This is a genomic window from Paraburkholderia sp. GV068 (genome assembly GCF_003058125.1).
Taxonomy (GTDB): Bacteria; Pseudomonadota; Gammaproteobacteria; order Burkholderiales; family Burkholderiaceae; genus Paraburkholderia; species Paraburkholderia graminis.
On record NZ_QBUB01000005.1, the window covers coordinates 388,208 to 403,142 of the forward strand.

The following is a 14,935-nucleotide window of genomic DNA, read 5'->3' on the forward strand; positions in this document are numbered from 1 at the left end:
GATGAAATCCAGTATGCTGAGCGCTTCAGCCGCCCGGCTCGAATGGATGTCGTCCTTCGCCTTTCTTCGTCATGAATCTTTCCTTTGAAGTCCTTCAGGTGCTTGACGCCGTCGATCGAACCGGCACCTTCGCGAGCGCCGCGGAAACGCTGCATAAGGTGCCGTCGTCGCTCACGTATCTGGTGCAGAAGCTCGAGCTCGATCTCGGCGTCAAGCTGTTCGATCGCAGTGGCCGGCGCGCCACGCTCACGCATGCGGGGCGCGTGGTCGTCGAGGAAGGCCGCCGTTTGCTGGCCGCAGCAGAAGATCTGGAATGCAAGGCGAAGCGCATCGAGCAAGGCTGGGAGTCCGACCTGTACGTCGCCGTCGACGAGATCATTCCGTTCGCGCTGCTGTGGGATCACGTCGGCGAGTTTTATAAGCTGAAGCTCGACACGCGCCTGAATCTGTCGACGGAAGTGCTGGGCGGTTCGTGGGATGCACTGCTCACGCGCCGCGCGGATCTGATTGTCGGCGCCGCGGGCGATCCGCCGCCGATTCCGAATCTTGTCGCGAAGCCGATCGGCTCATTGCGGCACGTATTCGTGGTCGCGCCCGATCATCCGCTCGCAAGCATGCCCGGACCGCTGACGCTCGACGTGGTCGCGCGCTATCGCGCGGTGGCGATCGGCGATACGTCGCGCAAACTCGCGCCGCGCACCATCGCGCTCGCGGACAATCAGGAAGTGCTGACCGTGCCGACGCTCGGAACCAAGCTCGCCGCGCAGTTGCGCGGGCTCGCTGCGGGCACGATTCCCGAATGCCTCGCCGTCGAGGCGCTCAGGAACGGCGACCTGGTGCAGAAAGAAGTGCTCGGCATGCGCGAGATCACGCATTTTTATCTGGCATGGCGCGACGACGAGACGGGCAAGGCGCTGCGCTGGTGGGTCGAGCGCCTCGATCATCCCGACCTGATCGACAAGGCCGTGCAACGGCAAATGCTCGACATGCAGATCAGTCCGCCGTGATGCAGACGCACCCGTGACTCAGGCGTGACTCAGGCGTGACTCAGGCATAACCCAGGCCGCTCAAAGCCAATGCCGCGCGCCGGCTAGCATCCTTCGCTCACTCTCGGCTGCCGCGAACGCCTGACGGGCGGCGGCGCACTCGCCTCGCCTTCTCTGTGCGCGCATTGCGGCACCATCGCGGCCGAAGCTCTCGCGGCTTCGAGCAGTTGCAGCGCCGCCCGGCAATCGTCGAAATCGAGCCCCTGGGTGAGCTTGGCGCACGCCGATTCGATCAGGCGCACCGCATCGGCAGCACGCCCTTGCGCGCACCACAGGCGGCCGAGACTGGTGGCCGCGCGCAACTGCAACGAAGCGCAGCCTTGCGCGAGCGATTCCTCCATTGCCGCGGTCAGGCACGCGTTCGCATCCATCGCGGCGCTGCCAATTGAAAACACATCGGCATCCTGAAGCAGCAACTCGCCCTGCACGCGCCGCAGTTCGACCACATACCAATGGTCGCCGCTTTCGTCGCATTGGGCCAGCGCGCGCGTCACCGCGGCGATGGCTTCCTCGCGCCGTCCCGCGCGGCCCAATGCGAGCGCGTACTGCGCGACCAGCATCGCGCGTTGCGCGGCGTATTCGAGCGCGTCGAGTTCGTCGAGCGCCGCGCGAAATGCCTGGAGACGCGCGGGGCTCACGTCGTCGAATGAACGCAGGTACTCCTGGAAACAGCGCGCGCACGCTTGAGAGACACCGAGGCCCGTGCGCGCCGATACATCGCGCAGCAACGCGATGGCGTCTGCGGCACGCTCGCGTTGACCCGACAGCAACGCGAGCGGAATCTCCGCTTCGACGAGCACGTAGCAGGTGACGATCGCCTGGTCTTCCGCGCACGCGCTCGCGACGCAGGCTTGCGCGAGATCGAGCGCCTCGTCGCGCGCGCCCTGAAACCACAGCAGCCGTGCAAGCGTCGCGCGGCCGACCACGCCCTGATCGATGGATTGACCGAGCGGCAAACCGTGCTGCAGCGTATCCGCTTGCAGCAGAAAGCGTTCGAGCGACGCGCGCGCCTGCTGCTGATTGCCCGCGTAGTGCCACGCTATGCCGAGAAGCCGCGCGGCGAGAATGCCGTTGCTCGTGTCGCCGGTCTGCGCCGCGAGCGACGCAAACCGATGCGCGAACGCCAGCGCATTGCGCGCCGCGCCCGACGACTGGCTCGCGTTCCACATGCCCCACAACGCGCGCGCTTCGAATGCGCGATCGGCAAGCGCGATGGCGAGCGCCAGCACCTCGGCCCAGACCGCGAGCGTTTCGCGGTTCGGTCCGTTGACGTAGACGAGCGCCGCACCGAGCGCCGCGAGCAGTTGCATGCGCACGCGCAGATGCCGGGTCGATCCCGACGCACCATGCGTATGCGCGACGCTTTCCAGCGCGCGGCGCGCCCACGCGCAGCATTCGTCCACCAACGAAAGCTCGTACAACAACGCGACCACCTTGACCGCGAGTTTTTCCGCGAGCGCGTCGTCGCCTTTCGACGAAAGCGCCCAGCCGAGCGCCGCGCGCAGATCGTCGAGCCAGCCGCGCATGCGCGCATGCCAGCGGTCGGCGTCGGCATCGGCATCGCCTTCCGCCGAGCGCGCTTCTGCCGACATATGACGCTCGAGCAAGCCGGTGAAATAGCGCGCGTGATTGAGCGTGACCGCGCGCCGCTCGCCGTTGTCGTCGAGCTTTTGCAGCGCGTACGCACGCGTTGTTTCGAGCAGCCGATAGCTCGCCTTGCCGCGCTCCACGCGCGCGACCACCAGCGACTTTTCGACGAGACCCGAAACCGCCGCGATCACCGCGGCTTGCTGCAAGCCAGAGTCCGCGGCGACGGCAATGGCCGCGTCGATTGAAAAACTGTTGACGAAGATGCCGAGCCTGCGCAGCGTGGCGCGTTCGGCGTCGTCGAGCAGGCCGTGGCTCCAGTCGAGCGTGGCCTTCAAGGTCTGATGCCGCGGCAGCGCCGTGCGGTTGCCGCCCGTCAGCATGTCGAAGCGGTCGTCCAGATGATCCGCGAGTGTTTCGATGCCGAGCGTCGCCGCGCGCGCGGCCGCAAGTTCGATCGCAAGCGGTATGCCGTCGAGCCGGCGGCATACGGTGCCGGTCAATTGAATGCTGCGTTCGTCGGACGAAAAACGCGCGTCCATCGCACGGGCGCGCGACAGGAACAACTGCACGGCGCTGCGCTCGAGTACCTGCTGGCTTTGATCGTCGTGCGCGGGGACATCGAGCGAGGCGACCCAGTACAAGTGCTCTTGCGCGAGGCGCAGCGGCTCGCGGCTCGTGGTCAGCACGCGTACGCCCGGACCCGCATTCAGCAGCGCGTCGGCGAGTTCGGCGGCCGGGCCGAGCACATGCTCGCAATTGTCGATCACGCACAGCACGCGCCGCTCGCCCCACTCGCTGCTGACCCGCGTGAGCGTGAGCGGACCGCTCGCCTTGCTGACGCCGACGCTCGCGGCGAACATCGCGAGCACGCTGTTCGCGTCCGACGTCGATGCAAGCGGGATCAGATAGACGCCGTCCGGATACGCGTCGAGCAGGCGGCGCGCGACTTCGACCGCAAGACGCGTCTTGCCGATGCCGCCCGCGCCGAGCAGCGTGACGTGACGCGCCGATGCGAGCGCCTGCGCGACGTCGCGCAGCGCGTCGTCGCGGCCGATCAGCGGCGAGAAGCTCGCGGGCAGATTGTGCGGGATGTGAGCGGCCGCGCTCTGGCGGTCGTTGGCCGCCTGCAGGTCGCGGCCGAAACCGCTCAACGTCACGCCGCTCGCGTGCCGCACCGGCGATTGCCGCGCGACGAGCCGGTAGCCGCGGCCCGAGACGGTCTGTATGAGTCCGCGGCTCTCGCCCAGCACCTTGCGCAGCGCGGACATATGAACCTGCAGATTATTTTCTTCGACGATGGTGTCGGGCCACACTTCCTTCAACATGTCGTTCTTCGACACCAGTTCGCCTTTTGCGGCGATCAGGACGGCGAGCATGTCGAATGCGCGGCTGCCGATGCGCACGGGTTGTCCGTCGAGAAGCAGTTCCCGACTGGCCAGGTCCACCTGAAGCGGGCCGATGCGGATCATGAGGCGGTATCCAGAGCACGAGGGATGAAGATGCTGCCGGGCAATGGCTACCCGGCGATGAGTCCCCGAAGTCTAGACCAACAGTAATCACGCATGCGCGGAAAAAACTGAACCTATCGTTCAAAATTTTTGTACTGAACGAGCGGGTGCTGAAGCTCGACCACCGACGCGAGAATCATCGCCGCGGCGTTGACCGGCACCGCGCTGCGCACTCTCGGCTTGTAGATCATGTCGTTCCGGCGGATCGTCGCGCCGCTCAGCGCGCAGCGTCCCTTCAGTCTCGCGCGGCAACTGATCCACACCTGGTCCGCATAACGGCACAGCGTGGCGTCCTGCCAGAGGACCGCAATCGACGTCTCCGACAGACGCTCGATCACCTCGACCTGCCGATGCCGCGACGGCCCGTTGGCGGCCTCGCGCGTGAGCGGCAGCACGCGATACGGCTCGCCTTCGGCGTCGCCGCGATAGCCGGCGAGGAGCCGCTCGATCACGTGATTCCAGATGGGCGCGCTGGTGCCGTCGCGCGCGTATTCGTGCTCATGTTCAGGTTCATGCTCGCACTCGTCGCGCGCTGCACGGCATTCGTCACGATGCACGCCCGCTTCGTGCCTGGCTGCATTCGTGCATTGCTTGGCGGGGGATTCGATGTGCATCGCGATTCTCCTCGAGTGTTGACTATGCGCCGGTGGTCCACATTGCAGGCGGCTCGCCTCGCAACGTCGGCTGCTTCAGTGGCCGCATCAGTGGCCGCATCAGTGGCCAGGCGCGGCCTCGTAGTTGACCGGCACCCAGTCATACGTGCCGCCGTTTTTTCGAATATGCCCGAGGCCTGGAAACGCGATATGCGCGGCGCCGATCAGGTAGCGCCGATTCGCGGCGAGTTCGAGCGCGCTGCGGCGCGAGCGTTGTGCAGCGGCGGCGTCGGTGTCGTATTCGACCGAAGCTGTCGGGTTCTGCAACTGGATCGCGGCCACATGCACGATGTCGCCCCACACGAGCAGATGCTCCGTGCCGCTCTCGATCAGATAACCGGTGTGGCCAGGCGTGTGTCCAGGCAACGCGATGGCGCGGATGCCTGCGTCGAGTTCGATATCGCTATCGACGTCGACATCGAACGGTTTGAAGCGGCCCGCCGCGATATACGGCGCGACGCTTGCGCTCGCGGCGTCGAAGAAGGTGCTCAGAAAAGCCGGCGCTTTCGCTTTGTTGGCCGGATTCAACCAGTAGTCGGCTTCGGCCCGGCTTGCTCGCACGAGCGCGTTCGGAAACGCCATCGTGCCGCTGCTCGCACTGTTGATCACGATCCCGCCCACATGATCCTTGTGCAGATGCGTGAGCAACACTTCGTCGATCTGTTCGGGCCGATACCCGGCCGCGCGCAGATTCCCGAGCAACTTGCCGCAGCAATCGCCGTACAGCACCCCCGCGCCGGTGTCGATCAGGATCAGCTTCGAACCCGTGTTGATCAGAAACGCGTTGATCGAGCCTTGCACCGGCGCGCTCAGAAAATCGCGTTCGAGGTCGCGCGCGATCTCCGCCTTCGACACGTCTTCGATCACCGTGTCGATTGGAAACGGATGCGTGCCGTCGAGCAGCGCCGTCACTTCGAAGTTGCCGAGCATGAGCCGGTAAAAGCCCGGCCCTTGTGTCTTGACTTGCGGCGCGGCCGCGAACGCCGCACTGCATAAAAAGCTCGCGGCCATGCCCAAAATCATCATGCAACGCGCGGCCGCATGCAAAGTCCAGCTACGTTGAAACGACTTCATCTTCTGCTCCGTCAGGAATGAGCCGCGACTTTCGCCGGCTGGCTGAGATACGCATGAATCTGTGCGACGACCGCCGCGCCGTCGCCGACCGCCGCGGCCACGCGTTTGGCCGAATCCGAGCGCACGTCGCCGACCGCGAACATGCCCGGCACGCTCGTTTCGAGCGGATAGCGCAGGCCCGCCGCGGAGCCGCCCGCGTCGCTTCTTGCGATACCCGTCACGACGAAGCCGCGATTGTCGAGTTCGACGCCGCTCGCCGTGAGCCAATCGGTTTTCGGGTCCGCGCCAATAAAGAGAAACAGATGCCGCGTGGCCACGACTTCTTCGTCGCCGCTCGCTTCGTGACGCACGCGCACTTGAGTGAGGCCCGCTTCGTCGCCTTCGAGCTCGCTCAGCGTGCAGCCTGTGCACAACGACACGTTGGGCAGCGAACCGATCCGGTCGATCAGATACTTCGACATGCTCGCGTTGAGATCGCGGCCGCGAATCAGCATGCGGATGCTGCGCGCGAAGTTGGCGAGAAACACCACCGCCTGCCCCGCCGAATTGCCGCCGCCGATCAACACGATGTCCTGCCCCTTGACGAGCTTCGCTTCGATCGTCGATGCCCAGTAGTAGGTGCCGCGTCCCTCGAAACGCTCGAAGCCGGGCACCGTCGGCTTGCGATACGCGGCGCCGCTCGCCACCACGACCGTGCGCGCACTGATGCGCTGGCCGTCGACGAGCGTCAGCGCGAACATGCCGTCATCGCGGCGCACCTCCGTGACCTTGCCGGGAATCGCGAGATGCGCGCCGAACTTGAGCGCCTGCTGGAATGCGCGCGCGGCGAGCGCCTGACCCGAGATGCCGGTGGGAAAGCCGAGATAGTTTTCGATGCGCGAGCTCGCGCCCGCCTGGCCGCCAGGCGCACGCTGATCGAACACGGCGACGGACAGTCCCTCGGTCGCCGCATACACCGACGCGGCGAGTCCGGCCGGACCCGCGCCGACAATCGCGACGTCGTAGCGATGCGACTGCTCGAAGGTCGGCACGAGTCCGAGGCACGACGCGAGTTGCGCTTCATCGGGCGCGCGCAGCACATGTCCGTTCGGGCAGAACACCAGCGGAAAATCGCCGGGGCCGGTCGTCATGCCGCCGAGCAGCGCGACCGCCTCCGGGTCCGAGCGCGCGTCGATCACGGTCGCCGGATACGCATTGCGGCGCAGGAAGCCTTGCAGGCCGACGAGCCGCGCATCGTCGCCATTGCCGACGATGATCGGCCCGAGGCCCTGCTCGATCAGTCCGAGCCGCCGCAAGATCAGCGCACGCATGATGTGCTCGCCGAGTTGCGCATCGGCGACGATCAGCGCGCGCAGGCGCTCGGGTTCGATCACGAGCGTCTCGGCGTCCGTCAGCGCGAGACCGTCGATCAGCGCCGGCTTGCCGGACAGTTGCGCCATCTCCGCCATGAAATGCCCGTCGTCGTGTTCGGTGACGAGCGTCGAGCGGCCGAAGCTGTCGCGCGAAAAAATCCGCACGCGTCCATGCAGCAGCACGAAGAGTCCGAGCGCGACTTCGCCGGTCTTGAAGATGAGTTCGCCCGCCTTGAAGCTCATCGGCCGCGCAAAGCGCCGCACGCTCTGAATCTCCGCCGCCGACAGACGCGGAAACATTTGATGTTGCCGGTATTCGAGCGATGAATAAGGAAACTCGAGCTCCGACGGTTGCGAGGCGTCGAGCGAAAAACCGGAAGTGCTCATTGCGATGACCTTTGTATGCGTGACCCGTTGCCGCTCTCTTCTTCTCTCTTACCTACCAGCCGAACTTCAGCTCCGCGCCGACATAGTCGGCATTGCGCGCGCCGAGTTCGCGCAGCGACGGTCCCACCTGAAAATGCACGGCTTCGAGCGCCGCCGCGAGATTCGCGGTGACGGCCCAGTCGGCGCGCAGTTGCGTATAGAAACCGGTCCATCGGCTGCCGCGTCCCGCCGTGCCCGGCACGACCGCCGAGCCTTGCTGATAGACCGCGTCGGCGGTCGTCTCGCGCCATTGCAGACCGACGCCCGCGAGCAGCGAGAGCTTGCTGGTCGGCTTGACGACGAGCGAGGGCTTCACGTGGATCAGGTTCGCGTAGCCGGTGTAGCCGGCGAGCGCGAAGTAATAACCGTTCGGAAACAGCGGATTGAAGGTGCCGACGCGGCCGTCGCCCGGATGGTTGTCGCCCGATGCCGCATCGACCTGGATGCCGACGCGCGGCGTCCACGGCGCGGACGCGAACGTGTAGCCGGCGAGCGAGCCGACCGCCCATGCGCCGATCGTCTTCGTGCCCACATGCCCCGACTGATACATGCCCTCGACGTCCCAGTCGACGTGACCGAGCTTGCCCGCATAGCGCGCGTCGAACACGTCGCGATGCTCGTCGCCGGTCGCGTCGAGAAAGCGCGCGTTGCTGCGGTTGTAGCGCGAGTAATACGCGGACACGTCGCCGGGACCGACGCCCTGGCGCTCCACGCGCACGCCGCTGAACGTGAGATGCCGGTTCGACACATCGTCGAAATCGCTGTTGTCGCGGTACTGGACCGGCTGCGTCGCGTAGGCGATCCAGCGCCACGGACCGGTCTCGTAGTCGGCCCAGATCGCGTCATACGCCTGGCGCACGTTCGGGCCGTCGCGCACGGAGATGAAGCGCTGCAAGTCGAACGCCATCTCCTGGCGGCCGACGCGGAACTTGATCACGCCAGGCCCGAGCGGCTCCACGATGGCGACAAACGCCTGACGCAAGTCGAGCGGATTCTTGTCCACGGGCGAGACCGTGTTCTTGCCGTAGGGATGCGCGTCCTCGAGTTGCGTGAAGATTTGCACGTGGGGACCGAGGCGCACGTCCGCATGCACTTCGAGGCGTTGCAGCAGATACGTGTCGGCATGCCCCGAGCCGAGACCGAAGAGCGGCGCGTCGTTGGTTTCGAGCCGCTCGCGCAGCACCACGCCGAGCGACACGTACGCGTCGGGATTGCCGAACAGCGGGATGTATTTCAGCGAATCGAACGGACGCTTCGGGACGCACGGATTCGCGAGCGCCGACCAGTTTTCCTGCCAGCGGTTGAACATCACGGCTGGGCGCGCGCATGACGTGCTGGTGGCGGGAGCGCTGACGAGGGCTGTGTCGTCGGCGCTGCCTAGCGCCGTGTTGGTGGCGCTCGCCGTATTCGCGGCGGTGCCCGACGCGCTCTCTGCGGCCAGAGCCGGCGTAGCCGCAGTCAGGCCCGTTGCCAGTCCCGTCGTCACGCTCGTGGCGAAAAGCCACGCGCGCAGCGCGGTACGGCGCGCCGTTCGAGCACGCGCCGTCGTCTCCACCTTGCGTGAACTCGCCGCCGCCGACGTTGCGTGCATCGTCTGCGTCATCTGCATCGCGGTCGCTTTAGCGGCCATCGTGCACTTCGGCGATATATCCGCCCGGGAACTCAAGCATCGCGGTCTTGCCCGCCGCGCTGCCATTGGGCGCGTACGGCGCATACAGCACCTTCGCGCCGGCCCCTTGTGCGCGTTGCAGCGTCTGCGCGACATCGTCGACGGCATAGCCGGTGGTGTCGCGGCCGAACGGGAACGGCAGCTTGCCGTCGGTGACGAACACGACCATACGGCCAAAGCCCGAAGCGATGCGAATCTCGCGGATCGTTTCGCCTGGACGGCCGATCACGCCGCCATCGGCGCGCGGATTGTCGGACAGCACCTTGCCGTGCGAAAAGTGCACCCAACGGCGCACGAAGTTGTCGGCCTCGTAGCGCGACACGTACACGCGGTTATCCGGCACGCTTTGCAGCGGCGCATAGTTGGGCGCCTTGGTGTGCCAGTAGAGCTGCATCGTCAGACCGCCCGGCCACTGGATGATCGCGTCCTTGCCGATCGGATCGTCGAAGCTGTCGACGAGCACGTCGGCGCCCGCCGCGCGCGCGGCCTTCACGGCCTGATCGATATTGGTGACCAGATAGCCGGTACGCTCATTGCCGAACGGATACGGCACCGGCGTTTCGAAGCCGAACACCGAGAGCATGCCCACCGGCGTCTGCACATATTGCGAAGCGGTGCGGCTCGGCGTCGGCGTGACGGTGAAGACCGCGCGCGGCGACGCCTTGCCGCCGAACGTCGCGATGAAGCTGTTGACGAACGCGTCCAGATCCGCCGAAGCGACATACACGTGCGTCGTGTCGTATTGAGGACCGACCGACACATCGGGATGACGCGCGGCAAGCGCAGTCTTCGCGCTCGGCACTTCGGGCGGACCCGCATCGGCGAATGCGGATGTGAACGGCGTGAGGCCGGTTAGGCCGATGAGCAGTGCGGCGGACACCGCCGCGAGAGGACGAAAACGCTGGAGCGAATGGAACATATGCATGACCTGATCGTGTTGGAAAAATGCGTGTGCAATGGAGCGGAGGAATCGCTGCACTAACGTGGGAATCAACTGCGCACTAACTTGGAATCAACCACCCTCTTTCGCGGCACCCGGCGCGAGCGGTTTTTGCGCGGCGCCATCCGCTGCGGGCGGCGCGCTTTGGACCGCCGCGCTCGGCGTGAAGAGCTGGCCCTTCACGACAGGGATCGCGTGTTCGCCGAGCACCATGCCGAGCAGGCCGGCGAGCGCGATCAACGGCGGTGCCGGCGACTGCACCTTGAGCAGCCAGTAGAGCAGTCCGACGCCGAAGCCGACGCCCAAAGAAATGATGTAGCCCATGTCAATCTCCTATCGGGGCCATGCTCAGTTCGGCCATTCCGAACCGAGCACCAGCCCGCAAAAATTCAGACGCCGGTAGTTCGGGTCCCACCGGTCCAGTACGTCGGCGTTCACGGTGCCGAACGTCGTATGCGGACGAAACTCCATGCCGCGCGCGTATTCCTCGAGAATCCGCTTCTTGAAGCCCGCTTCCCGCGGACACGCCTCGACGATTTCGTCGCGCTGCTGCGGGGCGAATTCGTCGTAGCACGCGCCGCGCACATCCATCTGCACGCCCGCGGCAAGCAACGCGGCGAGCGGCGCGACATGCTCGGGAATGCCCGGCGTCGTATGCAGGGCGACCGCCAGCCAGACTTCGTCGATCGCACTCGCCGCGGCCTTGTGCTCGCGCATGAAGTCCCGCGCCGCGTTCGCGCTATCGACCTCGTAGCGGCACGACGATCCGCGATGCACGATATTCAGGCCCACGTTATGAAACATCGCGCCCACGTACAGCAGTTCGATGTCGAACACCAGGTTCTCGCGATAGCCGGTCAACGCGCCGAATAAAAACGCCCGCTGCGCGTGATGGAACATCAGCGCCGATTCCGTCGCGCGGACCCGTTCGGTTGCCCCGCGGGCCATCGCACTGTCCGGCATCGCGATGCCCGCTATGGTCCTGTTCATCTCATCTCCTCCACGTAGCGCATCGCGCGGGCCTCCGCGCGGGCCTCTTCATCGGGCCGTAGTCCTCGCGCGATTCCTGCGAACACGCGAAAGGCTGCCATCGGCAGGCCATCGACCGAGCCTTGAACAGCGTAACGATTGCCGCCGATAAAAGCCTTGGCGCAAACTTAAAAAGCCTGAAGCGGAAATAAGCGCAAGCGCACACCCGCGCTTACAGCGCGAGTTCGTGAAAGCGCCGCACGCCGTCGCGAATCCATTGCAGCAAGCCGCCGCTGCCCGCATCGGCATTCGCGGACGGCGCGAGCAGCATCTTTTCGCTTTCGTGATGGACGGAAAGCAGCCGGCACATTTCGCGCGCCACATCCGGCCGCCGCGCGAGGATCGGTGTCAGCGCGTCCTTGTCGAGCCGGAACACCGTGGCCCGCGTCAGTGCGCGCACGATCACGCCGGTTCTGACGCCGGCGAGTATTCCGGACTGGCCGACCGAGTCGCCTGGCGCGAGCCTGCGCAACTCGACCTCGACGCCCTCTTTCGTCACGACCGCTTTCGCGACGCCGCGCGCAAGAATATGCAACTCGTGGCCGCCCTCGTCGGCGGCGCTGTAGATGGTGTCGTCGGCGTCGAACTCGTGCGGCGTCAATTGCGCGGCAAGCTCGGCGATTTCACCGTCGTCGAGCGTCTGGAAGATCAGCACGTTGCGCAGCAGTCGCTGCTTTTCGTCGGCGGGCTCGCCCGTGGGTTCCGCCACCGACAACGGCCGCAACACCACACCGCGCGATAGCAGATGCCGGTGCGCGAGGTCGTAAAGGTCGTTGCGCACGCCGATCTTCTTGGTCCACGCGTCGACATAACAAACGATCTCGTACTCGATCGCGTCGTTGGTCGCGCGCTTCACGCTCACCAGCGGCTTCGGCTCGGTCAGCACTTCCGGCGAACTCGCCGCGGCGTGCATCAGCGCCTGCAATACCGTCGCGGGACGAACCGACGGCTTGACCGGCAGCACCACGCTCACGCCGTGCGTGTGCATCGGCTGATTTGCATTGACGATGTTCGTGCGTGCGGCCACGCTGTTCGGAATCACGACGATGTTGCCCTGCGAGTTGAGCAGGCTCGTCGCGCGCCAGTTGCTCTCCACGACCCGGCCTTCCACTTCGCCGATGGTGATCCAGTCGCCGATGCGAAACGGCTGCGTCGCATTGAGCACGATGCCGGAGAACACGTCGTTCAGCGTGCTCTGGATCGCGAGACCCAGCACCACGGCGACCGCTCCCGAAGTGGCGAGCAGCCCGCGCACCGGCAGTTGCAGCACGAACGCAATCGCGCCGACCGCGGCCGCGAGAAACACCAGCGCGCCGAGCACGTCCTGAAAGAGACGCTCCTTGTGCCAGGTGTCGGGCAACACCATCCGGTCGAGCACGACGGTGACAAGCCGCGCGCCCTGCAGCCACCACACGACCTCGAGAATCTGCGCGAGCAGATGGCGCACCGGTTCCGCGGACCACGGCGCCTCACGCAGCGGATTCATCCCGTGGCTAAACAGCACGTAGCTCGACAGGCCGAACATCAGCGCGCGCAACGCGAGCCGCGCCTGCTCGCTGCGGCGGCCCATGAAGCGCCACGCGAGGAAGTCGAGAACCAGAATGCCGAGCCCATAGAGCACGCCATCGGTCAGAGTCGGCATGAGGGTTCCCGCTTGCGACGATGTATTAAAGAGCCGGGCGCAACATGAAGTGCCTGGTGCGTGCGCCGCGCGTCAGAACGCGAAGCAACTGCAGCCGAGCGCGCCCCAGAAGCCGTTCGAATCGCTAACGGGCACGTTCTTGCGCCACGCCCAGCCGTGCGCATGCGCGTGCACGCCGCACAGATTCACGCAGCCGTCCACACAGGCCACCGCGGTCGGCTTATAGCGGCTGTAGCCGCCGAACTCGGCGACCGGCGACCACGACGGGCTCACCGGCAGGTCGGGCGGTGCGAGCGGCGCGAACTCGTCGGCCGCATAGACGACCTTGCCGCCCACTACCGTCATCACCGATTCGAGGTACTTGATACTGGTTTCGTCGATGCTGAAGTAGTCGTCGCTCAGCACCGCGAAGTCCGCGAAGTGGCCCGGCATGAGTGCGCCCTTGCGGTCGTCCTCGTTCGAGAACCACGCGCTGCCCACCGTGTAGCGGCGCAGTGCTTCCATGCGGTCGAGCTTGTTCGCGCTCGAATACATCGCCGTGCCGCCGACCGTCTTGCCCGACACCATCCAGTAAAGCGACACGAACGGATTGAAACTGGCGACGCGCGTCGCGTCCGTGCCCGCGCCGACCGGCAGACCCGCGTCGAGCATCTGGCGGATCGGCGGCGTGTGCTTGACCGCTTCTTCGCCGTACTGCTGGATGAAGTACTCGCCCTGATACGCCATCCGATGCTGAATGGCGATGCCGCCGCCGAGCGCGCGCACCCGCTCGATGTTCTTCTGCGTGATCGTTTCGCAATGGTCGAAGAACCAGCGCAGGCCGTTAAACGGAATGTCGGCGTTCACGCGCTCGAACACATTCAGGAAGCGCTCGATCGACTCGTTATACGTGGCATGCAGACGGAACGGCCAGCGGTTCGCGACCAGCAGTCTCACCACCGCCTCGAGTTCGACTTCGAGCGTGTCGGGCAAATCGGGCCGCGGCTCCAGGAAGTCTTCGAAGTCGGCTGCGGAAAACACCAGCATTTCGCCGGCGCCGTTCACGCGCAGGAAGTCGTCGCCCTCGCCGGGCTTCGTCATCTTTACCCACTTCGCAAAGTCCTCGATCTCTTTCTTCGCGTTCTGCGTGAAGAGGTTGTAGGCGATGCGCACGGTCAGTTCATTGCGCCTGGCCATCTCCATGATGACCGCGTAGTCGTCGGGATAGGCCTGATAACCGCCGCCCGCATCGATCGCGCTCGTCACGCCGAGGCGGTTCAGTTCGCGCATGAAGTGGCGCGTGGAGTTGCGCTGGTCTTCCAGCGCGAGCTTCGGACCCTTCGCGAGCGTCGCATACAGCAGCCCGGCATTGGGCCGCGCGATCAGCATGCCGGTCGGATTGCCGCGCTTGTCGCGTTGAATCTCGCCGCCCGGCGGATTGGGCGTGTCCTTCGTGTAGCCGACCGCGCGCAGCGCCGCCGCATTCAGCAGCGCGCTGTCGTACAGATGCAGGATGAACACCGGCGTATCCGGCGCGATCGCGTTGATTTCCTCGAGCGTCGGGCCGCGCCGCTCGGCGAACTGGAATTCGTTCCAGCCGCCGACCACGCGAACCCACTGCGGCGCCGGCGTGCGCGCGACCTGCTTGCGCAGCATGTCGAGTGCATCGGCGAGCGACGGCACGCCGTCCCAACGCAGTTCCATGTTGAAGTTCAGACCGCCGCGAATGATGTGCAGATGCGAATCGTTGAGACCCGGAATGACCGTGCGGCCTTTCAGATCGACATGGCGGGTGGCGTCGTTCACGTGACGCATCACGGCATCGCGCGAACCTGCGGCGATCACACGGCCGTTCGCGACGGCAAGCGAATCCGCGAACGAACGCTTGTCGTCCTGCGTCGCGATTTTGCCGTTGAAGAAAACGACTTCGGCCGGGGTGAATCCGGTTGACGGGTCCTGGGACATGACGGGCTCCAGTGGGAAAGGACAGGCAGACTGGGATGAGTGCGGGGCTCGCACTCATGGCG

11 protein-coding genes are annotated in these 14,935 nt (G+C 65.7%); 1 reads left to right on the plus strand and 10 read right to left on the minus strand.

Going from position 1 to position 14,935, the window contains the following annotated elements; translation table 11 throughout:
* Nucleotides 1–71: 71 nt before the first annotated feature.
* Complete coding sequence (locus tag C8K18_RS13850) at nucleotides 72–1,007, plus strand: LysR family transcriptional regulator (protein WP_107707783.1); 936 nt, start codon at nucleotides 72–74, stop codon at nucleotides 1,005–1,007.
* 83 nt (nucleotides 1,008–1,090) lie between these two features.
* Here C8K18_RS13850 and C8K18_RS13855 read toward each other — a convergent pair whose 3' ends face one another.
* The 10 genes from C8K18_RS13855 to C8K18_RS13900 form a co-directional block, all read right to left on the minus strand.
* Nucleotides 1,091–4,105 carry a winged helix-turn-helix domain-containing protein gene (locus C8K18_RS13855; RefSeq protein WP_107707784.1) on the minus strand — a complete coding sequence of 1,005 codons (3,015 nt, stop codon included), beginning with the start codon at nucleotides 4,103–4,105 and terminating at the stop codon, nucleotides 1,091–1,093.
* Between the two features lie 113 nt (nucleotides 4,106–4,218).
* Nucleotides 4,219–4,758, minus strand: a complete 540-nt coding sequence (locus C8K18_RS13860) for a DUF3331 domain-containing protein (protein ID WP_107707785.1) — start codon at nucleotides 4,756–4,758, stop codon at nucleotides 4,219–4,221.
* 99 nt (nucleotides 4,759–4,857) lie between these two features.
* Nucleotides 4,858–5,871 carry an MBL fold metallo-hydrolase gene (locus C8K18_RS13865; protein ID WP_107707786.1) on the minus strand — a complete coding sequence of 338 codons (1,014 nt, stop codon included), beginning with the start codon at nucleotides 5,869–5,871 and terminating at the stop codon, nucleotides 4,858–4,860.
* An 11-nt stretch (nucleotides 5,872–5,882) separates the two neighbouring features.
* Entirely contained in the window at nucleotides 5,883–7,610 is a 1,728-nt protein-coding gene (locus tag C8K18_RS13870) for an FAD-dependent oxidoreductase (protein WP_006049053.1), read from the minus strand.
* A gap of 52 nt (nucleotides 7,611–7,662) precedes the next feature.
* Complete coding sequence (locus C8K18_RS13875; protein WP_258196114.1) at nucleotides 7,663–9,279, minus strand: alginate export family protein; 1,617 nt, start codon at nucleotides 9,277–9,279, stop codon at nucleotides 7,663–7,665.
* Nucleotides 9,269–10,237 (minus strand): glyoxalase, encoded by a 969-nt coding sequence (locus C8K18_RS13880; RefSeq protein WP_107707822.1) that lies wholly within the window; start codon nucleotides 10,235–10,237, stop codon nucleotides 9,269–9,271. The genes C8K18_RS13875 and C8K18_RS13880 overlap by 11 nt, the downstream gene beginning before the upstream one ends.
* A gap of 93 nt (nucleotides 10,238–10,330) precedes the next feature.
* Complete coding sequence (locus tag C8K18_RS13885; RefSeq protein WP_006049057.1) at nucleotides 10,331–10,582, minus strand: DUF1427 family protein; 252 nt, start codon at nucleotides 10,580–10,582, stop codon at nucleotides 10,331–10,333.
* A gap of 24 nt (nucleotides 10,583–10,606) precedes the next feature.
* Nucleotides 10,607–11,248 carry a phosphohydrolase gene (locus C8K18_RS13890; RefSeq protein ID WP_053858123.1) on the minus strand — a complete coding sequence of 214 codons (642 nt, stop codon included), beginning with the start codon at nucleotides 11,246–11,248 and terminating at the stop codon, nucleotides 10,607–10,609.
* Between the two features lie 211 nt (nucleotides 11,249–11,459).
* Entirely contained in the window at nucleotides 11,460–12,929 is a 1,470-nt protein-coding gene (locus C8K18_RS13895; RefSeq protein WP_107707787.1) for a mechanosensitive ion channel family protein, read from the minus strand.
* Between the two features lie 72 nt (nucleotides 12,930–13,001).
* Nucleotides 13,002–14,873, minus strand: coding sequence for an amidohydrolase (locus C8K18_RS13900; protein WP_107707788.1), 1,872 nt, complete (start codon nucleotides 14,871–14,873; stop codon nucleotides 13,002–13,004).
* Nucleotides 14,874–14,935: the final 62 nt, after the last annotated feature.